The sequence below is a fragment of the Kribbella sandramycini genome, from assembly GCF_013131805.1.
Taxonomy (GTDB): domain Bacteria; phylum Actinomycetota; class Actinomycetes; order Propionibacteriales; family Kribbellaceae; genus Kribbella; species Kribbella sandramycini.
The window spans coordinates 320,960-343,374 of sequence record NZ_JABJRC010000002.1 but is presented as its reverse complement, the minus strand read 5'-3'; the positions used below and the strand labels follow the sequence as shown (position 1 = coordinate 343,374).

General features: G+C 70.7%; 19 protein-coding genes and 2 pseudogenes. 14 read left to right on the top strand and 7 right to left on the bottom strand.

Annotation, left to right across the window (positions count from 1 at the left end):
- Nucleotides 1-34 precede the first annotated feature (34 nt).
- The 3 genes and pseudogenes from HPO96_RS09265 to HPO96_RS39870 all read left to right on the top strand — a co-directional run.
- A complete protein-coding gene (locus HPO96_RS09265; protein WP_171672937.1) occupies nt 35-1,738 on the top strand; it encodes an ABC transporter substrate-binding protein in 1,704 nt (567 codons plus the stop codon).
- 87 nt (nt 1,739-1,825) lie between these two features.
- Complete coding sequence (locus HPO96_RS09260; protein WP_171672936.1) at nt 1,826-2,455, top strand: TetR/AcrR family transcriptional regulator; 630 nt, start codon at nt 1,826-1,828, stop codon at nt 2,453-2,455.
- 81 nt (nt 2,456-2,536) lie between these two features.
- Nucleotides 2,537-3,235 (top strand): annotated as a pseudogene (locus tag HPO96_RS39870) (serine hydrolase domain-containing protein); the annotation flags it as partial.
- Nucleotides 3,236-3,283: 48 nt separating this feature from the next.
- Here the strand turns inward: HPO96_RS39870 and HPO96_RS09250 are convergent.
- Together HPO96_RS09250 and HPO96_RS09245 are read right to left on the bottom strand one after the other, a co-directional pair.
- Entirely contained in the window at nt 3,284-5,986 is a 2,703-nt protein-coding gene (locus HPO96_RS09250) for a Calx-beta domain-containing protein (protein WP_171672935.1), read from the bottom strand.
- A 95-nt stretch (nt 5,987-6,081) separates the two neighbouring features.
- Nucleotides 6,082-6,939, bottom strand: coding sequence for a helix-turn-helix transcriptional regulator (locus HPO96_RS09245; RefSeq protein ID WP_171672934.1), 858 nt, complete (start codon nt 6,937-6,939; stop codon nt 6,082-6,084).
- A gap of 116 nt (nt 6,940-7,055) precedes the next feature.
- Between HPO96_RS09245 and HPO96_RS39575 the strand changes: the two are divergent.
- Nucleotides 7,056-7,328 (top strand): annotated as a pseudogene (locus tag HPO96_RS39575) (SAM-dependent methyltransferase); the annotation flags it as partial.
- A gap of 112 nt (nt 7,329-7,440) precedes the next feature.
- Nucleotides 7,441-7,677 (top strand): hypothetical protein, encoded by a 237-nt coding sequence (locus HPO96_RS39570; protein ID WP_337796625.1) that lies wholly within the window; start codon nt 7,441-7,443, stop codon nt 7,675-7,677.
- Here the strand turns inward: HPO96_RS39570 and HPO96_RS09235 are convergent.
- Together HPO96_RS09235 and HPO96_RS09230 are read right to left on the bottom strand one after the other, a co-directional pair.
- Nucleotides 7,674-8,942, bottom strand: a complete 1,269-nt coding sequence (locus tag HPO96_RS09235; protein ID WP_171672933.1) for a serine/threonine-protein kinase — start codon at nt 8,940-8,942, stop codon at nt 7,674-7,676. The two genes, HPO96_RS39570 and HPO96_RS09235, sit on opposite strands and share 4 nt — an antisense overlap.
- Before the next feature lie 118 nt (nt 8,943-9,060).
- Nucleotides 9,061-12,549 carry an indolepyruvate ferredoxin oxidoreductase family protein gene (locus HPO96_RS09230; RefSeq protein ID WP_171672932.1) on the bottom strand — a complete coding sequence of 1,163 codons (3,489 nt, stop codon included), beginning with the start codon at nt 12,547-12,549 and terminating at the stop codon, nt 9,061-9,063.
- Nucleotides 12,550-12,708: 159 nt separating this feature from the next.
- On the opposite strand from HPO96_RS09230, the gene HPO96_RS39565 reads away from it, so the two are divergent.
- A complete protein-coding gene (locus HPO96_RS39565; RefSeq protein WP_171672931.1) occupies nt 12,709-13,158 on the top strand; it encodes an AsnC family transcriptional regulator in 450 nt (149 codons plus the stop codon).
- 3 nt (nt 13,159-13,161) lie between these two features.
- Here the strand turns inward: HPO96_RS39565 and HPO96_RS09220 are convergent, their stop codons facing one another.
- On the bottom strand, nt 13,162-13,614 hold the full coding sequence (locus tag HPO96_RS09220) for a MarR family winged helix-turn-helix transcriptional regulator (RefSeq protein WP_171672930.1): 453 nt from the start codon (nt 13,612-13,614) through the stop codon (nt 13,162-13,164).
- A 61-nt stretch (nt 13,615-13,675) separates the two neighbouring features.
- Between HPO96_RS09220 and HPO96_RS09215 the strand changes: the two genes are divergently transcribed.
- Genes HPO96_RS09215 through HPO96_RS09200 form a run of 4 tightly spaced genes read left to right on the top strand, consistent with a single transcriptional unit; the run spans nt 13,676 to nt 16,501 of the window.
- Nucleotides 13,676-13,981 carry a hypothetical protein gene (locus HPO96_RS09215; RefSeq protein ID WP_171672929.1) on the top strand — a complete coding sequence of 102 codons (306 nt, stop codon included), beginning with the start codon at nt 13,676-13,678 and terminating at the stop codon, nt 13,979-13,981.
- 44 nt (nt 13,982-14,025) lie between these two features.
- Nucleotides 14,026-14,736: an acyl-ACP--UDP-N-acetylglucosamine O-acyltransferase gene (locus HPO96_RS09210; RefSeq protein WP_171672928.1), complete on the top strand. Its 711-nt coding sequence runs from the start codon at nt 14,026-14,028 to the stop codon at nt 14,734-14,736.
- Nucleotides 14,733-15,707, top strand: coding sequence for a UDP-3-O-(3-hydroxymyristoyl)glucosamine N-acyltransferase (gene lpxD, locus HPO96_RS09205; protein ID WP_171672927.1), 975 nt, complete (start codon nt 14,733-14,735; stop codon nt 15,705-15,707). Before HPO96_RS09210 ends, lpxD begins: the two co-directional genes overlap by 4 nt.
- On the top strand, nt 15,704-16,501 hold the full coding sequence (locus tag HPO96_RS09200) for a UDP-3-O-acyl-N-acetylglucosamine deacetylase (RefSeq protein ID WP_171672926.1): 798 nt from the start codon (nt 15,704-15,706) through the stop codon (nt 16,499-16,501). Before lpxD ends, HPO96_RS09200 begins: the two co-directional genes overlap by 4 nt.
- Here the strand turns inward: HPO96_RS09200 and HPO96_RS09195 are convergent.
- On the bottom strand, nt 16,446-18,125 hold the full coding sequence (locus tag HPO96_RS09195; RefSeq protein ID WP_171672924.1) for a DUF885 domain-containing protein: 1,680 nt from the start codon (nt 18,123-18,125) through the stop codon (nt 16,446-16,448). The genes HPO96_RS09200 and HPO96_RS09195 overlap by 56 nt on opposite strands.
- A 241-nt stretch (nt 18,126-18,366) precedes the next feature.
- Between HPO96_RS09195 and HPO96_RS09190 the strand changes: the two genes are divergently transcribed.
- Both HPO96_RS09190 and HPO96_RS09185 read left to right on the top strand, forming a co-directional pair.
- Nucleotides 18,367-18,861, top strand: coding sequence for a CBS domain-containing protein (locus HPO96_RS09190; protein WP_337796564.1), 495 nt, complete (start codon nt 18,367-18,369; stop codon nt 18,859-18,861).
- Entirely contained in the window at nt 18,858-20,144 is a 1,287-nt protein-coding gene (locus HPO96_RS09185) for an SLC13 family permease (RefSeq protein WP_171672923.1), read from the top strand. The genes HPO96_RS09190 and HPO96_RS09185 overlap by 4 nt, the downstream gene beginning before the upstream one ends.
- Here the strand turns inward: HPO96_RS09185 and HPO96_RS09180 are convergent.
- Complete coding sequence (locus HPO96_RS09180; protein WP_171672921.1) at nt 20,132-20,677, bottom strand: SPFH domain-containing protein; 546 nt, start codon at nt 20,675-20,677, stop codon at nt 20,132-20,134. The two genes, HPO96_RS09185 and HPO96_RS09180, sit on opposite strands and share 13 nt — an antisense overlap.
- 107 nt (nt 20,678-20,784) lie before the next feature.
- Between HPO96_RS09180 and HPO96_RS09175 the strand changes: the two genes are divergently transcribed.
- Entirely contained in the window at nt 20,785-21,765 is a 981-nt protein-coding gene (locus tag HPO96_RS09175; protein ID WP_202885769.1) for a sensor histidine kinase, read from the top strand.
- Nucleotides 21,762-22,406 (top strand): response regulator, encoded by a 645-nt coding sequence (locus HPO96_RS09170; RefSeq protein WP_171672919.1) that lies wholly within the window; start codon nt 21,762-21,764, stop codon nt 22,404-22,406. Before HPO96_RS09175 ends, HPO96_RS09170 begins: the two co-directional genes overlap by 4 nt.
- Nucleotides 22,407-22,415: the final 9 nt, after the last annotated feature.

The window sequence follows — 22,415 nt, the reverse complement described above, 5'->3', positions numbered from 1 at the left end:
CGGAGCACGTCATGACAAGAGAGGAACACTGACCATGGATCACGTCAAGCGCACCGGGATGGCGATCGCCACCGCGGTGACACTGACCCTGACCGCGGTCGCCTGCGGCGGGGACGACACCGGCGGGGCGAGCGGCGGGCAGAGCACGGGCGCCGGCGCCAAGGGCGGAACGGTGACCGTCTACGCGGTCAACGATCCCGAGCACCTGGACCCGGCCCGTAACTTCGTCACCGACTCCGGCATGATCGGCAAGCTGATCACCCGGACCCTGACGGACTACCGTTACGACGCCAAGTCGAAGAAGATCGTCCTGGAGAAGGACCTCGCCGAGAGCTACGAGTCCACCCCGGACTTCAAGACCTGGACCTTCACGCTGAAGGACGGGCTGAAGTACGAGGACGGCACGCCGATCCTCGCGGCCGACATCAAGTACAACGTCGAGCGCTCGTTCGCGGCCGACATGGCCGAGGGCGCGCCGTACGGCAAGAACTACATGGACTGCGCGGGCTACAAGGGCCCGTACGTCGGCGACAACAACGGCGGCAAGGGCTGCGCCGCGATCGAGGCCAAGGACGAGAAGACGATCGTCTTCAAGCTGAACCGCGCGGTTCCGTCCTTCGACGGCACCACGACGATGAAGATCTTCGCGCCGGTCCCGAAGGCCAAGGACACCAAGACGCAGTACGACAACAAGCCGGTGTCCTCGGGTCCGTACAAGATCGAGACCTACACCCGCAAGAAGCAGCTGGTGCTGGTTCGCAACACCGAGTGGGACGCGAAGACCGACCCGGTGCGCACCGCGCTGCCGGACAAGTTCATCTTCAAGTTCGGTGACGCCGAGGCCACGGTCGACCAGCGGCTGATCGCCGACGGCGCCGCGGACCAGAGCTCGCTGAGCTTCGCCGGTGTGCAGCCGGAGAACATCGCCAAGACCAACCAGGCGAACGTCAAGGACCGGCTCGTCGAGAGCACGGACATCTGCCGCCGCTACATCGCGTTCAACCAGCAGAAGCCGCTGCTGAAGAACCAGAAGCTGCGCGAGGCGCTGTACTACGGCCTCGACCGGACGAGCTACCGTGACGGTCGCGGTGGCGAGCGGCTGGCCGCCGTCGTCGACTCGGTCATCCCGCAGGACATGCAGGGCTACCAGCCGGAGGAGACCTTCAAGGCTCCGCCGGAGGGCGACCCGGAGAAGGCCAAGGCGCTGCTGAAGGAAGCCGGCTACAAGGGTGAGAAGCTGACCCTGGCGACGGCCGACTCCGGTCTGGCCACCAAGGCTGCCGAGGCCGCGCAGGCGTCCTGGAAGAACGTCGGCATCAACGTCGAGATCCAGAAGGTTCCCGGCGACAACTACTACTCGACGCAGCAGCAGGACTCCGCTGCGGCCGACCTGATCACCGCCGGCTGGTGCTACGACTGGGCCAGCCTGACCACGATCGTTCCGTCGGTCTTCGGTCCGGACGCGACCGCTCCGGGCAAGGCCGCGCAGAACAACTACGGCCGTAGCCAGGCCGGCTGGGACAAGATGGCGGAGATCGCCAAGGAGTCCGACAAGGAGAAGGTGGAGCAGGGTCTGGCCGACCTGTACACCGAGATCATGAAGACGGCGCCGGTCGTGCCGACCCTTCAGGACCTCAACGTCTACGTCGTGGGCTCGAACCTCGACAACGTCGTCGCCGACCCGAACAGCGGCGGCCTGCCGGACCTGACCCAGATCGGGGTCAAGAAGGTCAGCTGATCGTCAGCTAGCTGACGTCACAGCCGGGAGGGCCACGGCGCATGCCGTGGCCCTCCTGCTCTGTACCAGAGGTAAAGGAGGCGTCTGTTGCCGACCAGCACCGCATCCGGTCGTCGCTACGACTCGTCCGGACGTAGAGACCAGGCGCGCATCCGGCGCGCCGCCGCCCTCGACGCCTGCCTGGCCCTGTTCCTCGAACGCGGCTTCGCGGCAACCACCATGAACGCCGTCGCCGAGCGCGCCGGCGTCTCGGCCGAGCTGCTCTACAAGGCGATCGGCCCCAAGGCCGCCCTGGCGAAAGCCGTCTGGGACGCCACCCGCACCGGCGACGACGAGCCGCTCACCGAAGGCTTCGTCCCCCGCGAGATCTCCGCGGCCGTCGGCATCCAGGCCAAACTCGAGACGTACGCCGGCCTCGTCACCTCGGTGAACGAACGACTCGCCCCGCTGGCGGCCGTGCTGATGGACGGCGGCGCCGACGCCGCCCAGGTCGTCGCCGAAACCGACGCCGAGCGCCTCACCGGCCTCCGCACCTTCGCCTGCCACCTGGCCGCCGAAGGTCTCCTCTCCCCCGACGCCGACCCCCTCACGGTCGCCGACGCCTGGTGGGCCCTCACCGGCCCCCACCTCTTCGCCCGCCTCACCAGCGACCGCGGCTGGCCCGTCCCCCAGTACCAGCACTGGCTCGCCACCGTCCTCGAACTCTCCGCCAAGTAGCCCCCGCCATGCCGCGGTCTACAAGCACTTCGCCTCCAAGCAGGCGTTGCGCGAAGCCGTCACCCGGCGCTCGGCGAGCCGATCAGGATCCACCACCTGCTCACCCATACGGCCGGTCTGACCGTCAGCGGCCTGGCGAGTAATCCGGTCGACGACGCCTACCGGGCCGCCGGGATCGCCATGCTCGGCGCTCGCGATACCTACCCGCTCACCGAACTCTGCGACCGGCCGGCGGAACTGCCGTTGCTGTTCGAGCCCGGGACGGCGTGGAACTACTCCCGCGCGACCGATGTGCTGGCCCGGGTCGTCGAGGTCGCGAGCGGCACGCCGTTCGACGTGTTCCTGACAGACCGGATCTTCGCTCCGCTCGACATGACCGGCACCGGCTTCGACCGGCCGTCCGCCGACCGGCTCGCCGCCCTCTATCGGCACCACCCGGACAGCGGCCGGGTGGAGTCGCTGGACGACGTCCCCGGGTTGGTCGCGGGCGGCCACGGCCTCTACTCCACGGCTGCCGACTACCAGCGCTTCGTCCGGATGCTCGCTGATGCGGGTGGCGGGCTACTTGCCCTGAGCACCGTCCAGCTGATGACCGCCAACCACCTGCCCGGCGGCGCGACGCAATCGTTCAGCCACCTGCCCGGGCACACCAACGACAGCCACGCCGGGCGCGGCTTCGGGTACGGCGTCGCCCCGCTGCTCGACCCCGCCGCGGCGGGGTCGCCGGCACCAACTTCTGGATCGACCGGTGAACGAGTTGACCGTGCTGTTCATGATGCAGGTGCTGCCGCCGGCCGATATCTGGCTCGCTGTCCGCAGACTCGTCGGCTAGTCGTCGTCGGTGATGGTGCCGGTGAGGGTCGTGGGCAGGGCGATGTCGGCGCGTTCGGCGTCGGTGAGGGTCACGGTGAGCGTCTCGGTGGGCTCCGGTGTCGTGTCGTCGGTGAGGGCGATGGTGAGCTCAGTGGTGGTTTGGCCGGGCTGGAAGAGGGCGAAGACAAAGCGGTTGGGCGGGTCGGTGCCTGGGTCGCCGGGGACGGTGTAGTCCTGGCGGATGGTGGCGGTGCCGTCGTCGACGGTGCCGGAGGCGTAGACGTAGACGTCGCTGGGGGCGGAGAGGGTGGCGGGGAAGGTGAGGACGCCGTCGCGTTCGGAGGCGGTGGCGGAGTTGATCGTCATCGTCGGGGTGGGGTCGTCGTCGGCGACTTTGACGGTGCCGAAGGAGTTGGCGAGCTGGGCTTCCCGTGGGGTGGCGAGGACGAGGCTGACGTAGAAGTGGTCGAAGCTGTCGCGGGGGTTGCCCGTGACGGTCAGCGGGAGCTGTTTGCGGGTCTCGCCGGGGGCGAACGTGAGGTCGGCGACGGTCTTCGCGGTGTCACCGGTCGACTCGGCGTGCACGGTCACCGGGCGGTTGCTCGGACGGGAGAGCGTGACCGCGACGTTGACGGTCTGGGTGCCCTCGTCGCCTTCCTGGACGGTGCCGCGGACGCTTGATGCCGACAGTTCGGGCAGCGTGGTCGGGGCCGAGCGGCCGAGGCTCGGCGTCGAGAAGCTCAGGTCGGACAGGAAGACGGCGCCGGAGTCGAGCCGGTCGGTGCGCAGCTCGATCGAGCGGACATCCCGCAGATCGACCGCCTGCAACGAGGCCGTCGGGATCCGGACCGTGCGGAGCAGGTTCTTGGGCAGCCCCGTCCCCGGCGAGCCCGGCAGCCGCAGCAGCGCGTCGCTCACCGCCGAGACCGCGATGGACGCCGACCGCCCCCGCCCGTCCACCACCCGCACGGTCAGGTCGGACTTCGGGACGCCGGCCGGATCCGGAGCCGCGCGGAACGACAGCGCGGCGTACCGGCGGACGTCGCGCTGAGCCGCCGGTACGTCGACCTTCAGCACCCCGCTACGCCCCGTCCAGCTCAGCTTCGTGACCGCCGTCGTCCGCGCCTCGGGCACGAAGGCGGCACTCACCCAGTGCGGCGAGTTCCACGGCTCGTCGGTCGTCACACAGCCATCCGGGCCGGCCGCCCCGGCGCAGACCCGCGCCGACGCCGCACCGGAGACCGCCCCCGCGGGCAGCTCCTGGTCGAACCGCTGTAGATCGCGGCGCGTCGCCGCCGCGGCCTGCGCCACCACGCGCACGACGGCCTTACCCGCCGACTTCGGGTGGCTGTTCGTCCCGTCGAGCAACGGCAGCAGCGCCGTCTCGCGACCGAGCTGCAGCCGGAAGAACCCGGCGATGTACGCCGTCCCGACCGCCTGCTGCTCGACCGCGGTCAACCGGCTCGCGGACTTCGGCGAGCACGGACCCGAGCCGGTGTCGAACCAGTCGTCGGACGACGGCGCCTCGGACTGCCCCGGCGTCCACTCGGTGTTGAAGAAGTTGTGGTTCGTGCCCAGCACGGTCACTGTCGACAGCGGCGCGGCATCGCCGGTGACCGAGTACCGGGTGTCGTCGAAGAACTTCTGGCCCTGCAGGTCGGAGACGTCGCCGTCGCAGTACGGCAGGATGACGCTCATCGCGACACCGGGCACGGTCGCTCGGGCGAAGTCGGTCGGCGCCAGCGGGAGGACCGCGCGGACGCCGTACGCCCCGCCGCGGTCCGCGTTCAGCGCGGCGGCGCGTGCAACGCCCTCGCCACCGCGCGAGTGCCCCATCAGGCCGATGTTGGTCAGATCGATCTTGCCGACGTACGCGCGGCCGAACGGACCGCCGCCCGTGGTCGACCACCGCTTCCACAGGTCGAGGTGGTGCAGGATCAGCTCGGCCCGCGCCTGGGCGCCCGCGTCGTACGTCGCGGCGTCGTTCGCGTTCACCGCATTCGCGCTGATCGAGACGACCTGATAGCCGTGACTCGCGAGCGCCTTCGCCGGGCCGTCGTACCCGCGGTAGCTCGGGATGGGCTTCTCGTCCGCGGCGCACGGCCAGGGCCGGATCCCCAGCACCAGACGACCGCCGTAACAAACCTGGTGCCGGCCGTGCAGGAAGACCACCAACGGCCGCTTACCCGTCGCACCGACCGGTGTGTAGACCTTGCCGAGCACCTCGGCCTTACGCTCCAGCCCAGGCAGGTAGACCGCCTGCTCCCCCAGGTCGTACTCCGCGGTGCGGACGCCGTACGAGCCCGGCGCACCGGGATCGACCGCCAGCGGAGGCCCCTGTGGCGCCTTCAGCCACTCCGCATCCGTCGTGTCGCCCGAGACTCCCTTCGCGCTCGCCTGCCCCGGCTGCACCAGCTCGATCTTCTTCGCCTTCAGCAATCCCTTGTCGGGGCTGAGCAGCGACAACACCCGCTGATCCGGCGACTGCCGGGCCACCCCGATCGGAACGCCGTCGGCCGCCAGGATCGGCAGCGCATCGCGAACCGGCAGCGGCTTCGCCAGCTGCAACGTCACCCGAGCCCCCTCGGGAACCGCCTGCACCTGCCAATCCTTGCCCTGGGCAACCATCGGCTCGGGCGGCGCCGCCTGAGCGCCCGGCGCCCCCAGCAGCCCTCCCAGCAGCACAAGCACCGGTACCGCACGTCCCAACAGCCTCACAGCGCGTTCCCTCCGACAACAGGCAGACCCCCGCAACTCTGCCGCACACCACCGACAGAACCGAAGCCCCTGGCAGGAACGTGCAATTCGCCCGATCAGGTGGCGGTGCGGGTGGCGTGCAGGGAGGCGAGGAGGCGGAGGCGGTCGGCATCGGGGCTTTCGGGTTCGGCGGTGAAGACGAGCATGACGGGGCCGGGGTTGCCGGGGAGGGGGTAGGTGTCCCAGTCGAGGGTGATCTCGCCGACTTCAGGGGTGCGGAAGGTGCGGGTGCCGCTGGTGGTCGAGGCGATGTCGTGGAGGGCCCAGAGGCGGCGGAAGTCGGCGCTCTGGATCGAGAGCTCGCCGACGAGCGCGGTGGCGCGGGGGTGGGTGGGGTCGGCGGCGACGGCGGTGCGCATCATGCCGATGTACTGCAGCGCCTGGCTCTCCCACTCGGGGCAGCGCCATTCGCTGGTCTGCTGCTCGTCGAACATCAGCAGCAACAGGTTCAGCCGTTCGGGCGGGAAGGCGTTCAGATCGCCGAACAGCGCCTCGGCCATCGGGTTCCAGTCGAGGACGTCGAGGTGCCGGCCGAGGACGACGACCGGGACGTCCATCGCCGGGAGCAGCCGCCGGGTGCTGTCCGGTACCCACTCGGGTGTCCGGTCGACCGGCGCGGAGGCGGGCCGGCGCGCGGCGTACGCGAGGGTGAAGAGGTGGCGGCGTTCGTCGGCGTCCAGGCCTAGCGCGTCGGCGATCGCGCCGAGGACCTCGTCGGACGGGCGCACCTCGCGGCCCTGCTCCATCCGCTGGTAGTAGTCGGTGCTCAGCCCGGCCAGCAGCGCGAGCTCCTCGCGCCGCAGCCCGGTCACCTTGCGCCGGCCGCCGGGCTCCAGCCCGACGTCCTGCGGCCGCAACCGGCTGCGGCGGGCGCGCAGGAAGTCACCGAGTTCACGTGCGTACGGATGAGCCATAGCCCCAGTGTGCAGACTCTTCGGCTCAGCTCAGTAGGTCTGCCAGTCCCACCGAAAACCTTGCCGAAACAGCAACAGAGTTTGTCAAACCCGGGGCGAACGCGGAGGCTGGGACCATGACGACTGCGGAAGAGCACTGGGACGGGCGCTATGCCGAGAGCACCCGGATCTGGAGCGGGAAGCCGAACGCGGCGCTGGTCGCGGAGCTGGCCGGACTGGCCCCCGGGCGGGCGCTCGATCTCGGCAGCGGCGAGGGCGGGGACGCGATCTGGCTGGCTCAGCAGGGCTGGCAGGTGACGGCGGTCGACGTCTCGCCGATCGCCCTCGGGCGCGCGGCCGAACACGCCCGGGAGGCCGGGATCGCCGATCGGATCGACTGGCAGCACCACGAGCTCGGCAAGACGTTCCCGGCGGGCACGTTCGACCTGGTCTCGGCCCAGTTCCTGCACTCGGACGATCGACCTGCCCCGGGAGGAGATCCTCCGCGAGGCCGCCGCCGCGGTGGCCGTCGGCGGGATCCTGCTGGTCGAGGGGCACCTGGAGTTCCCCGACAAGTCCCGGCACCAGGCGCATGCCGACGTGCACTTCCCGACGCCGGCCGAGGTCGTCGCGGACGTCGGCCTCGACGACGGCCGCTGGGAGATCCTGACCCAGGCCGCGCATGACAGCGTCAAGGTGATCGACGGTCAGGAGGTCCACTACCAGGACGGGACGATGAAGGCTCGGCGTTTGTCTTAAGGCGTTGGGGTATCGGTCGGCGTCGGGGTCTCCGACGCGGTCGGGGTCGGCGTCGGTGTGGGGGTCGGCGTCGGGCTCGCCGTCGGCGTCCGCGAGGGAGTGGGGGTCGGCGTCGGCGTGGGAGTCGGCGTCGGGGTGGGTGTGGGGGTCGGTGTTGGCGTGGGGGTCGGCGTCGGCGTCGGGGTGCTGGTTGGGCCCTGCGTCGGCTGGGTCGGCTGCGACGTCTCGGTCGGATCCGGGGCGATCGGCGTGCTGACGTTGGAGCTGGGCCGCGGGCCGATGTCGACCGTCGGTGGGACGTCGTCGTTCTTCGGCAGCAGGACGGCGGCCGTCGCGGCAGCCGCGATCAGCAGCACGCTGGCCGCGGCGATCAACCACGTCGTACTCGCCCGCGGCTGCTTCTTCTTCGGTACGACGACCGGAGCTGGGGTCAGCGGCTCGGTTGGCCGGCTGGCAACCGGAACAGTCGTCGTCCAGCGACCAGTGGCGAGCTGCTCCGCGGTCGGCCGCGCCTCCGGGTCCTTCGCAAGCATCTGCAGCAGCAGACTCTCGAACGGCGACGCCGGCTCGGAGCGCAGCTGGCTTGGCGGCACCGGCTCGGCGTCCACGTGCTGGTAGAGGACGGCGGTCGGGTGCTCGCCGGTGAACGGCGGCCGCCCGGTGACCAGCTCGTAGAGCACACAGCCCAGCGCGTAGACGTCGGCTGCCGGGCCAGCCGGCCGGCCTTGCGCCCGCTCCGGCGACAGGTAGTAGGGGCTGCCCAGCACCTGGCCGGTGACCGTCAGCTCATGCGTCTCCGCGCCCGGGACCTGCGCGATCCCGAAGTCCGCGACCTTGATCCGCCCGTCGGCCGCAGTCAGCAGGTTGCTCGGCTTGATGTCGCGATGGACGACGTCCTGCGCGTGCGCGGCCGCGAGCCCGAACGCGGCCTGCCGGACGATCCGGATCGCGCGCTCCCAGGGCATCGGGCCGCTGTCGGCCAGCTCGGCGGAGACCGAGCGGCCCTCGACCAGCTCCATCACCAGGTACCAGGCGTCGTCGTGCTGCCCGAAGTCGTAGACCGCGACGATGTGCGGATCGCTCAGCCGCGCGGCCGCCTGCGCCTCGCGGCGGAACCGCTCGGCCGCCGATGCGTCCGTTCCGGAGCGCAGCATCGTCTTCACTGCGACCACCCGGCCCAGGGCCTCGTCGGTGGCCCGGTGCACCTCTCCCATTCCGCCACGGCCGAGCGACTCGCCCAGCCGGTACCGCCCTGCGATCAACATCCGTACCCCGTACCCACCCGTCCACGCGGCTACCCGCTCGTCCGGGCGCCAACGACGAAACTACTCGATCTGTGCAACTTCTACTGACAAAGATGCATCAGTGGACGGATAAGTTGTCTCAACCGGCAGCCGGCGGCTCGACGCCGAGCTCCTGCAGGGCGTCGGTGTAGCGGTCGATGTTGCGCAGCTTGACGGTTTCGTAGCCGCGGACCAGGTCGGGCAGTTCCGCGAGCTGGACGGCGCGCTCGTACGACGCCGCGGTCAGCTCGGCGGCCAAAGTGCCGACCAGCGCCCGGTAGTGGTCGCGCAGCGCGCGCTCCACCTTGCGAAGGTGGGCGTAGCCGAAGAGGTCCGCGCGGGTGCCGCGGAGCGGCTTGAGGCGGGCCAAGATGCGCAGCGCGCCGTGCGATTTCGGCCCGAAGGAGAGCTTCTTCTCCCGGCCCATCGCGCGCAGCACCGGCGGGTGCAGCTTGAACGAGATCACGCCGTCGGGGAAGGACTCCCCCGTCGAAGCGAGGAACTCCGGGTCGGTGAGCAGCCGGGCGACCTCGTACTCGTCCTTGTAGGCGGTCAATTTGAACAGGTTCCGGGCGACGGCCTCGCTGAAGCGGGTCTCCGTCGTGACGGCCCGCTCGGCGGCGGCGATCTTGGCGACCGCGTCGACATACGCGTCGGCGAGCTTCACGCCCTGATAGCCGACCAGGTCCGTCGCGCGGCGGCTGACCAGGCGCAGGAGCTCGCCTTCGAGACCGGCGGCCGCGACCGAGGCCGGTACGTCGCGGACGATCGGCCGGGCGGACGTCGTACCGGCTGCGCGGAAGGCCGTGGGGTCGGTGACGGCCACGCGGCCCCAGCGGAAGGCGGCGATATTCGCGGCGACCGCCGTCCCGTTGATCGTGATGGCCTCCTCGATGGCGGCGGCGGGCAGCCGCAGCGCGCCGGTCTGGTAGGCGGCGCCGACCAGGAGGAAGTTCGCGGCGATCGTGTTGCCGAAGAGCCGGCCCGCGGCCTCCAGCGCGTCGAAGTCGAAGACCTCGGCGCCTGCGGTCCGGACGCGCGCCAGCAGGCCCGCCTCGTCGGGGTGCTGGACGGCCGGGTCGTAGACCATCGCACCGGTGGCCGTCCGGCTGGTCGAGACGACCACGCGGGTCGCCGCACTGTTGCCGTAGGCAAGGTTACGGTCCTCGGCGAGGGTCAGCAGGTCGAAGCCGAGCAGGCAGTCGGCCGAGCCGGGCGTAAGCCGGTTGGCCGGCTCCAGCGCGCCCTCGGCGAACCGCAGGTGGCCGGTGACCGGGCCGGCCTTCTGGCTCAACCCGGTCTGGTCCAGCGACTCGGCGGCGTACCCGGCCCGGAGCGCGGCGGTGGCCAGCACCTGGTTGACCGTGACGATGCCCGTGCCGCCGATCCCGGCCAGGAAGACGTTCTGGGTGCCGACGACGCGCTCTTCGGCGCGGCTCGGCACGACCGGCGGCGGAGTCGGGAAGCCCTTCTTCTTGGGCTTGGCCTTGGCTTTCGCGCGCTTGGGCGCGGTCTCGACGGTGACGAACGACGGGCAGTCGCCGTCCAGGCAGCTGTAGTCGGTGTTGCACGACGTCTGCTCGATGCGCGTCTTACGCCCGTACTCGGTGTCGACCGGCTGGACGGACAGGCAGTTGCTCTTCACACCACAGTCGCCGCACCCTTCGCAGACGGCCTCGTTGATCACGACGCGCTGGGTGCGGGCGGGCAGGGTGCCGCGCTTGCGCTGCCGGCGCGCATCGGCCGCACAGTGCTGGTCGTAGATCAGGACGGTGACGCCGGGGACGTCGCGCAGCATCCGCTGGGCTTCGTCGAGGCGGTCGCGATCCCAGAGCAGAGTGCCGGGGGCGAGGTCGCGGCGGCGGTGCCGGCTCGGCTCGTCCGCGCAGACGACGATCTTCTTGACGCCCTCGGTGTGCAGCTTGCGGGTCAGTTGCGGAACGGTCAGCGCGCCTTCGGCGTCCTGGGCGCCGGTCATCGCGACGACGTCGTTGTAGAGCACCTTGTAGGTGATGTTCACCCCGGCGGCGATACACGCCTGGACGGCGAGCTGGCCGGAGTGGAAGAACGTGCCGTCGCCGACGTTCTGGAAGATGTGCCCGGCGTCGGTGAACCAGGCCTGGCCGATCCACTGCGCGCCCTCGCCGCCCATCTGGGTAACGCCGGTGACAGCGCTGTCCTCGCGGTCGGAGATCGTGACCATCGCGTGGCAGCCGATCCCGCCGCCGCCCATCGAGCCCTCGGGCAGCGCGGTCGAGCGGTTGTGCGGGCAGCCGCTGCAGAAGTACGCCGAGCGGCTGCTCGAGAGCATCGGCAGCGGCGTGCGCTTCGCGGCCGGCGGCGTGATCGCGACCAGGCCGGTCAGCACGTGCCGCATCGGGGCCAGCAACCGGCCCGAGGTCAGCTCGCCGTCGGCGGGGATCAGCGCGCGGCCGGTGGTGTCACGTTTGCCCAGGATCTGCGGGGCGTTCGGCGTCCCGTAGAGGATGTCGCGGATCTGGGTCTCGACGAACGAGGTCTTGTCCTCGACGACGACGATCCGGTCGAGGCCGGCGGCGAAGGACTCGATGGCGCCGTGGGAGACCGGACTCATCAGGCCGAGCCGCAGCACCCGGACGCCGGCCTGGGCGAGCGCGGTCTCGGTGACGCCGAGGTCGGTCATCGCCTGGCGCATCGAGTCGTAGCAGCTGCCGGAGGCGACGAAACCGACGGTGGCGTGCGGCGGGTCGACGTCGACGACATCGAGGCCGTTGGCGACGGCGTACGCGCGGACGAGCTCGGTGCGCGGGCCGACCAGGTCCGCCTCGGCGCCGACGATCGCGTCGGGGCGCAGGACCATCGGGCGCTGTTGGTAGGTGTACGGCTTACCGTTCCACTCGATCGCCGGGACGATCGGCAGCACGGTCTCGGGGCCGACCGCCCAGGCGCCGTCGGCCACATCCGCGACGATCTTGAGCGCGACGACGCAGCCCGTCGTCCGGGACATCTCGATCGCGTGCAGGCCGAGCGTGACGATCTCGGCCGCGTTCCGCGGGAACAGGACCGGGATGCCGAGTGCGGCGAGCGACCGCTCGCTGACCGCGGGGACGGTCGACGACTTCGACGCCGGGTCGTCGCCGACCAGGAGCACGGCGCCGCCGCGCGGGTTGACGCCGTACATGTTGGCGTGGCGGAGCGCGTCGGTCGCGCGGTCGACGCCGGGGCCCTTGCCGTACCAGAAGCCGGTGATGCCGTCGTGGGTGCCGCTGCCGCGCGGGAGCTCGATCTGGCTGCCCCAGACCGACGTCGCGGCGAGCTCCTCGTTGAGACCGGGGACGAACCGGACGTCGTTCGCGTCCATCACGCTCTGCAGGTCGGCGAGCAGTTTGTCGAGGCCGCCGAGCGGGCTGCCCTGGTAGCCGGAGACGAAGGTCGCCGTCCGCAGACCGCGGCGCCGGTCCAGCGCGCGATGCTCGACGAGCAGCCGCGCGATCGCCTGGACGCCGGTCAGCAGCGTCGAGGGCCCGGACGCCCGGAAGCGGTCGTCGAGGTCGTACGGCGGCGGGGTCAGCCGATCGACGGTGATCTCGGCGGGGGCGATGGCGGTCATCGGCTCTCCAGGGGTCCGCGCGGCAGTTCCGACGAGCCTGCGGCCCGGGTGGGCCGGATCACAAGAGACGCCGTCGAGTTTGGCGACGATCCGCAACTCTCACGACGTCATGGCTGCCCGGGGCGCAACGAACTCACTGCCCGAGGTACATTCTGTTGCGTGCCCGAACCCGCGACACTGGACGCCACCGACCGCGCCATCCTCGACCTGCTGCAGGAGAACGCGCGCCGCCCGCTGCGCGAGATCGCGACCACGGTCGGCCTCACCGTCGCGCCCGTCCAGCGCCGGATCGCCCGGCTGGAGAAACTCGGCGTCATCGAGCGCTACACGGTCCAGATCAACCACGGCCGGATCGCGACCGGTATCGAGGCGATGACCGAGCTGCACTTCGCCGACGACCTCGACCTGGCTCAGATCATGGAATTCGTCGCCCAGATCCCCGAGGTGAAGGAAGTCCTCACCCTGGCCGGCGACCCCGACGCCCTGGTCCGCATCCAGGTCGAAGGCGTCGAGGACCTCCGCCGCGTCGTCAGCTCACTGCGCTCCACCCAGGCCATCGCGAGCACCAAGACCCTCGTCGTACTCGAACAATGGACCCGCCGCGGCTGACCGTCAGCGCGTCGCCGCCGCGATGACCTTGGTCAACCGGGCTTGAATGTCCATCAGTTCATCGACGTCCATCCCCAGCCGCTCGACGATCGCCGGCGGCACCTCCAGCGCCTGCTCCCGCAACTTGCGCCCCGCCGGAGTGAGCGCAACAGCCAGCGAGCGCTCATCGGTCGCCGAGCGGTTACGCTCCAGCAACCCCGCCGCCTCAAGGCGTTTGAGCAACGGCGACAACGTGGCCGGCTCGAGCTGCAGCAGACCGGAGAGCTCCTTCACCGACACCGGCTCATGCTCCCAGAGCGCCAGCATCACCAGGTACTGCGGATGCGTCAGCCCCATCGGCTCCAGCACCGGCCGATAGAGCGCAATCACCGTCCGCGCCGCCACCGCCAGCGCAAAACACACCTGATGCTCCAGCGCCAACGGGTTCGCAGGCAGCGTGATCTCGGTCTCGGCCATGTGCTGAGTGTACCAATCTTCTGTAGACTAACAATTAGTACACTAAGCAAGAGGAGTTCCGATGACCCAACCCACCCTCCGGCGTCGCCGCACCCCCCGCCCGATGAACGTCGAAACCGTCCAGCGCTGGGTCGCCTCCGCCATCCTCTTCCACGTCGGCAGCGTCCCCGCCGTCACCCTCGCCGTCTACAGCATCGGCATCGCCGCCGACGACTTCGCCCGCGGCGTCGGCCTCTGGCTCATGTCCGGCGTCATCGGCCTCCTCACCACCGCCGGCATCCTCGCCATCTTCCGCCGCTCCCCCCTCTCCTTCTACCTCCTCCTCGGCATCACCCCCACCGCCGCCACCGGCTTCTTCATTTTTTAGTACGATCGTGAGGTAACGACCCTTTGGGGTGGCAGCATCGCGGGATGGTGGTGATACATCCGACGGCGGTGGTGGACGGTGGGGCGGAGTTGGCGGGGGATGTGGTGGTGGGGGCTTATGCGGTGGTGCATGGGGGTGTGCGGCTGGGGGCCGGGGTTTGGGTGGATGCGCATGCGGTGGTGGGGGGTGCGCCGCAGGATCTGGGGTTTCGGGGTGGGCGGACGTTGGTGGAGGTGGGGGCGGGGACGGCGATCCGGGAGGGGGCGATCGTGCATCGGTCGACGGATGTGGAGCGGCCGACGCGGATCGGGGCGGGGTGTTTGATCATGGGGCAGACGCATTTGGGGCATGACTGTCAGGTGGGTGATGGGGTGGTGATCACGCAGCAGGCGGCGCTCGGGGGGCATGTGAGTGTGGGTGACGGGGCTGTCGTGGGTGGGATGGCGGCGGTGCATCAGCGGGTGCGGATCGGGGCTCGGGCGATGGTCGGGGCGCTGGCGAAGGTGACGCGGGATGTGTTGCCGTTCAGTTCGGTCGACGGGAATCCGGCGACGCATCGGGCGCTGAACGTCGTCGGGTTGCGGCGGTCGGAGGTGACGGATGCGGACATCCGGGCGCTGCGGGCCGCGTTCGGGCAGTTGCGCACCGGGGGCGAGGTCAGTGGCGAGCATGTGTTGGTGCAGGAGTTGGCGGAGTTCCTCCAGGCCGAGTCGGCGCGCGGGATCGCGCCGTTCGCCCGCGGTGCGGCGGAGTGACGGGGTGGACGCTGGCCGAGTTGGCCGAGCTGCTCGAGGTGTCGGTGGGTAGTGCGCCCGAGTACGTCGTCCGCCACCCGGTGCCGGCCGATTCGGACGACCCCGACGGGCTCACCTTCGCCGGGGACGCGAAGTACCTGCGCATCGTCGAGGCGCACGGCGCGGGCGCCGTGATCGTCCCGACCGGGACCACGACCGATCGGCCGCATCTGGTGGCGGCAGACCCACGGCTGGCATTCGAGACCTTCCTCGCCATGTGCCGACGGCCGCTCCGCGCGCCCGCCGGCGTCCACCCGGCCGCCATCGTCGCCCCGGACGCCGACATTCACCCCACAGCGTCGATCGGGCCGTACGTCGTGATCGAGCCCGGCGTCCGGATCGGCGCCGGGGCCAAGCTCCTCGCCCACGTCTACATCGGCGCGGACTGCGTGGTCGGCCCCGGCACCGTCATCCATCCACACGTCACCCTCTATCCGGACGTCGTGGTCGGCGCCCGCTGCATCCTGCACGCCGGCGCCGTCATCGGCGCGGACGGCTTCGGCTTCCGCTGGGATGGGCAGGTGCAGCGCAAGGTCGAGCAGGTCGGCCGGGTCGTGATCGGGGACGACGTCGAGATCGGCGCAGGTACGGCGATCGACCGCGCCACGGCCGGGGCAACCGTCATCGGGGACGGCGTCAAACTCGACAACCAGGTGCAGATCGGGCACAACGCCCGGATCGGCGCGCAGACGGTGATCTGCGGCCAGTCCGCGGTCGGCGGCAGCGCCGTCCTCGGCGAACGGGTGACCATGGGCGGTCAGAGCGGCGTCGGCGACCACGTGCAGATCGCCGCAGGCGCGACGCTCGCCGCGAACACCTCGACCGTTCGCGACCTGCCAACAGCCCAGGTGTACTACGGCACACCCGCCCGGCCGCTGGCCGAGGGACTGCGGATCGCCGCCCGGCTCCCCCGGCTGGTCCGCGACGCATGAGACAGACCGTGGCGGACGCCGTTCGCCTCAACGGCCGCGGCCTGCACTCGGGCCGCCCGGTCCGCGTCGTCATCCATCCCGGCACCGACGGCATCGCGTTTCGCTACAACGGCACACGGATCCCAGCGACCCCGGACGCCGTCACCAGCACCGACCGGAGCACCACACTCGGCGGCATCGCCACGGTCGAGCACCTGATGAGCGCGTTCGCCGGCCTGGAGATCACCGACGCGGAGGTCGAACTGTCCGCACCGGAGCTACCCGCACTCGACGGCAGCGCCGCCGGCTTCGTGACAGGCTTGACCAGCAAGCACCAACTCGAGCCGACAGACCACCCGGCGCCCCGGGAACTGTTCCTCGAAGACGGCGACGCCTGGATCCGCGTCACTCCCGGCACCGGCCGCTGGTCGTACACCTTCAACGCCCAGACCTTCACCTGCTCGCTCCCCACGGACTACGTCACCCAGGTCGCCCCGGCCCGGACCATCGCGCTCACCCACGAGGTCGCGGCCCTGCAGGCCCGTGGCCTCGGCCAGGGCCTCGATCTCGGCGCCGTCGTCCTGCTGGACGCCGAGACCGGTGGCTATGGCAACGAACCGCGCTACCCCGACGAGCCGGCCCGGCACAAGCTCCTCGACCTGATCGGCGACCTGGCGCTGTCCGGCGTCCCGGCCCGGCGCCTCGACGTGACGGCGTACCGGACCGGGCACCGGATCGGGACCCGGGTGGCGGCGCTGCTCAGACCCGGGCGAGCGCCCGGCGGAGAGGGTCGAGGCCGAGCGAGCCGAGGTTGAGGGCGTCGCGGTGGAAGGCGCGCAGGTCGAAGTCGGCGCCCTGGCGCTGTTCGGCCTCGGCGCGGGCCTGCAGCCAGATCCGCTCGCCGATCTTGTACGACGGCGCCTGGCCCGGCCAGCCGAGGTAGCGGTTCAGCTCGGCCTTCAAGAAGGCGGTCTCCATCCGCGAGTGGGCGCGGAGGAACTCGAACCCGAGGTCGGCGTTCCAGCGCTCCCCCGGCCGCCAGCCGAACGGGTTGTCCTTCGGGATCTCCAGCTCCAGATGCATCCCGATGTCGACGATCACCCGGGCCGAGCGGAAGCCCTGCGCGTCCAGCATGCCGAAGCGGGCACCGGGCTCGTCCAGGTAGCCGAGCTCCTCCATGAGACGTTCGGCGTACAGGCCCCAGCCCTCGCCGTGCCCGGAGACCCAGCAGCCGACGCGCTGCCAGCGGTTCAGCAGGTCGGCGCGCAGCATCGTCTGGCCGACCTGGAGGTGATGGCCGGGGACGCCTTCGTGGTAGACGGTGGTGACCTCGCGCCAGGTGGCGAAGTCCTCGATCCCGGCCGGCACGGCCCACCACATCTGGCCCGGCCGCGTGGTCAGGTCCTCGCTCGGCGGCGTGTAGTAGATGACGCCCTCGGACGTCGCCGCGATCTTGCACTCGATCCGGGCGATCTCGTCCGGGATGTCGAAGTGCTTCCCGCCCAGCTCGCGGACGGCGCCGTCCGCGAGCTCCTGCATCCAGTCGCGGAAGGCCTCCTTGCCGTGGATCTTGCGGGCCGGGTCCGCGTCCAGGACGGCGGCCAGCGCCGGGATGCTCCGGTCGCCGTCGTTCAGCGCGGCGGCGATGGTCTGCATCTCGCCTTCGATCCGGGCCAGCTCCTGCCAGCCCCAGGCGTAGGCCTCCTCCAGATCGAGGGTCGCGCCGATGTGGTCGCGGGAGGCGAGCTGGTAGACCTCGCGGCCGACCGCGTCCCGGTCGGGCGCCTGCGGCAGCAGGTCGGTGGTCAGCCACTGGCCGAACTGCCCGAACGCCTTACTCGCCTCGATCGCGGCCGCGTCCACCCGCGTCTTGACGGGTGAGTCGGGCGCATTCGCGGTCAGGCCGCGGAAATAGTCGTTGCCGTCGGCGCCGGTCCACTCGGCGATCCGGTCGGCCAGCACCTGGATCTGCCGGGCCGCGGAGATCCGGCCGGCCGCGGCCTGCTGGAGCAGCGTCTCGCGGTAGCCGTCGAGGGTTGCGCCGACCTGGCCGAGCCGGCTGCCGACGTTCTCCCAGTCGTCATCGGTCGCGGTCGGCATCAGGTCGAAGACCAGCCGCAGCTCGACCGGGACGCAGGAGATTCCGTTCAGCTCGTACTGCGGGACGCCGGCGTCCAGGCGCTCGGCGGTCAGCTCGATCCGCTCCAGCAGCGCGTCCTTGGCCGTCTCCTCCCGGAACGACGACACCTCGACGGCCTTCGCCTCGGCGATCGTCCGCCGGTGCAGGTCGATCAGGGCCGCGAATCCGTCCGGCGACCGGTCCGGAAGCCGGTCGTCGTACCCCTGCATCCCCATGATCGTCGCCGTCGCGGGCGACAGCTCGGCATGGGCCTCGAGAAAGCGCTCGGAAAGCTCGTCGATCGGGCTGCTTGGCGTCATCGAGTGACCGTACAACCGCGACCGGACCGACCGGAATGCCTTGCTGCGCAGGATTTCCCGCACCTTTCGGGGTGTTTTCCGGACCCCGGAATTCAAACCAGCGCTGGCATCAAACGACTGCCGGAAATGGGGTCCGGACTCCATGGTTCGGCGAGCCCGGCCGAACCAGACTGAAACGCACGTCAGCCGCTGCGGCGGAGGTGGTCAGGAGGTCGAGGTGTCTGGTGCCGGAGTTCTTCGAGTGGCTGGACGGAGTCGGTCGTTGCGCGCCGCGGACATAGCGGCCGGGCTGCCGACGGTGACGATGTTCGACCCGGTCGTCCGGGCCGTACAGCTGATGGCCGTCGGACGGATGCCGGGGCTGGTCGTCGTCGATGACGGCGGCCGGCCGCTGGCCGTGCTGCCCGGCTCGCAGGTGCTGAAACTGAGCATCCCGGTCGCGTTCCAGGAGGACCCGATGCTGGTCCGCGCCGTCGACGAGCCGTCGGCGGACGTCTTCTGGCGCCAGCTCGGCGGGATGACGGTCGGCGACTGCCTGCCGCGCCCGGTCGCCCGGCCGCTGGTGGTGACGGCGGACGCGACGCTGCTCGAGGTCGCCGCGCTGATGGCGCGAGCCCGGAGCCCATTGGTCGCGGTGGTCGACGCCGACCTGGCGCTGACCGGCGTGATCACCCTGGACCGGCTGCTGACCAGCCTGGCGGTCGCGGGTCTCGGCGATCCGCCGGGTGCCGTGTGAGGCAGTTCGTCGCGCTGGGCATCTTCGCGGTGGCGTTCTTCTTCATCGCCACCGAGAAGGCGAACAAGGTCAAGGTCGTCCTGATCGGCGCCGCCGCGATGCTCGTCCTCGGCCTCGCGCCCGGGACCGAGGTGTTCTTCTCCGAACATGAGGGGATCGACTGGAACGTCATCTTCCTGCTGCTCGGGATGATGATCGTGATCGGCGTCGTCAAGCAGACCGGCCTGTTCGACTACCTGGGGATCTGGGCGGCCAAACGGTCCGAAGGCCGTCCGTACCGGCTGATGGTGCTGCTGATGGCGCTGACCGCCGTCGCCTCGCCGTTCCTGGACAACGTCACCACGATCATGCTCGTCGCCCCGGTGACGATCGTGGTCTGCGAACGGCTCAAGATCGCGCCGCAGCCGTACCTGATCGCCGAGGTGCTCGCGTCGAACATCGGCGGCGCGGCCACGCTGATCGGCGATCCGCCGAACATCATCATCGGCAGCCGGGCGGGGCTGACCTTCAACGACTTCCTGGTGCACATGGCGCCGATCGTGGTGATCGTGTTCGCGGTGTTCGTCGTGATGTCGCGGCTCCTGTTCCGCAAGAGCCTGCGCTACAACCCCGAGAACGTCGCCGCCGTCCTCGCGCTGCAGGAACGGCGCGCGATCCGGGATCCGCGGCTGCTGGTGCGCTGTCTGGCCGTCCTGGCGGTGATGATCGCCGGGTTCTCCCTGCATTCGGTGCTGCACATCGAGCCGTCCCTGGTGGCCCTGATCGGCGCCGGCGTGATGGTGCTGGTCGCGCGGGTCGAGGTCTCCGACGTCCTGCGCGAGGTGGAGTGGCCGACGCTGGTCTTCTTCATGGGCTTGTTCGTGATGGTCTCCGGGCTGACCCACACCGGGCTGATCGAGTCCATCGGCGACTGGGCCGTGGCGGCGATCGGCGACCGGTACCTGCTGGCGGCGACCGCGCTGCTGTTCGGCTCCGGCGTCCTCGGCGCGTTCTTCGACAACATCCCGTACGTCGCCACGATGACGCCGGTCGTCGAAGGCGTCGTCCAGGAGGCGCCCGACCCGAAGACCGGCCAGGCGCTGTGGTGGGCCTTCGCGCTCGGCGCGGACTTCGGCGGTAACGGGACGGCGGTGGCCGCGAGCGCCAATGTGGTTGCCCTCGGCATCGCCACCCGCAGCGGGCACCACATCACCTTCTGGCAGTTCACCCGGTACGGCATCGTCGTCACGGCCTTCAGTATCGCGATGGCTTGGGGGTACGTGTGGTTGCGCTACTTCGCCTGATCGGCGACCGCCCGGAGCACCCAGGTGGTGAGCTCGACCTCGGCGGTCCCGATCCGCGGCGTCCCGATCCGGACGCCGGGCATCGCACACCCGACGTCCAGCGCGGCGCCGGCGACGTCCGCAACGCTGCTGGTGGCGATCAGCTCGCCGAGCGCCCGCTCGACCTCGTCGACGGCCAGTTGCACCGGGTCCGCCGCGGCGGTCGCGGCCTGCCACGGATCGACGACCTGGACGTCGACCTCGCCGGCGAGGCGGAGTTCGGCGCCGTCCGCCGTCCGGCCGGCCACGAAGAAGTGCTGCCGGGTCGGTGCCGTCGGCAACCACAGGTAGCGCTCGATCAGCGGCAGCCGGAGGACCGGCCCCGAGCTGACCACGCGTCGCGGCCGCCCGGCGCGCAGGACGACGACCTGCCGGTCGCTCCCGGCGACGCGCGGCTCGGCGGCCGCGACGGCGCCGAGCAGCAGCAGGATCATCAGGACCGCCCACGGATGCGCCCCGGGCGGATCGAACACGGTCGCTGCGAGATTCGTCATGATCGCTCCTGTTCGCTCTACCACCAGTCTTGCGGCGCGCCGCCGCGTGCGACATCCGTGCCGCCACCCACTTCCGGCCGGTCGCATGGACAGCTCAGGAGCCGCTGATGGAGTCTGGAGTGGTGCACACGGGAAGCGGAATGCCCTTGTACTGGCGGGTCTGCCTGATCAACGGCCTCGTGTTCGTGGCCGGGACGGTCGCGCTCGCGCTGGCCCCGGTGACGGTCTCGGCGACCGTGCTGGTGTCGGAGCTCGTCGTCCTGACGTTCGGGCTGATCGGCATCGTCGTCCTGAACTCGATCCTGCTGCGCACCAGCCTCGCGCCGCTCGATCGGCTGATCCGGCTGATGGACACCGTCGATCTCCAGCGGCCCGGCCAGCGGCTGACGGTCGCCGGCAGCAGCGCGGTCGGGCAGCTGTTGCGCGGTTTCAACGCGATGCTCGAACGGCTGGAGACCGAGCGCAGTACCAGTAACGCCAAGGCGCTGGCCGCGCAGGAGGCCGAACGGCAGCGGATCGCGCGGGAGCTGCACGACGAGATCGGCCAGGGCCTGACCGCCGTCCTGCTCGGGCTCAAGCAGCTGTCGGCGCGGGTGCCCGCAGAGGCGCAGGCGGATCTGCGCGACGTCCAGGACACGGCCCGCGCGACGCTGGACGAAGTCCGCGGGGTGGCTCGGCGGCTACGCCCCGGCGTCCTGGAGGATCTGGGCCTGCACAGCGCGCTCGCCGCCCTCGCGACCGAGTTCTCGGCCCACGGTCTGCGGGTCCGGCGCGTCACCTCGCCCGGTCTGCCGGATCTCGGCTCCGAGCGCGACCTCGTCATCTACCGGGTCGCCCAGGAGGCGCTGACGAACGTCGCCCGCCACTCCGACGCCAGGACCGTCCGCCTCGCGCTGAACCGCCAGGGCCCGGTCGTGCTCCTGACCGTGGACGACGACGGTCGCGGGCTGCGCGGCGCGGCCGAGAGCACCGGGATTCGCGGGATGCGGGAGCGCGCGCTGCTGATCGGCGCCGAGCTGACCGTCGGCGCGAGCGAGCTGGGCGGTACGGCGGTCCGCCTCGAAGTCCCCTGCGAGGCAGCCCGATGATCCGCATCCTGCTGGCCGATGATCACGCGCTGGTCCGCCGCGGCGTCCGCCTCATCCTCGACAGCGAGCCCGACCTCCAGGTCGTGGCCGAAGCCGGCGACGGCGCCGAGGCGCTGGCCGCGGTCAAGGAGACCGAGATCGATCTCGCCGTCCTGGATGTCGCGATGCCGCGGATGACCGGTCTGCAGGTCGCGCGCGAGCTGTCCCGGCGCCGGGAGCCGCCGCCGATCCTGATGCTGTCGATGTACGACAACGAGCAGTACTTCTTCGCGGCGCTCAAGGCCGGGGCCTGCGGTTACGTCCTCAAGTCCGTCGCCGATCGCGACCTGGTCGACGCCTGCCGTGCGGCCGGCCGCGGCGAGTCCTTCCTCTACCCCGGTGTGATGAGCACCCTGGTCCGCGACTACCTCGACCGGGTCCGGCGCGGCGACCGCGTCCCCGGCCAGGTGCTCACCGACCGCGAGGACGAGGTGGTCAAACTGATTGCCGAGGGCCACGCCTCCAAGGAGATCGCCCAGCTGCTCACGATCAGTGTCAAGACCGTCGAGCGGCACCGCGCCAACATCCTGCAGAAACTCGGCATGCGCGACCGCACGGAGCTCACCCGCTACGCCATCCGCGCCGGCCTGATCGAGCCCTGACGTCTGCTC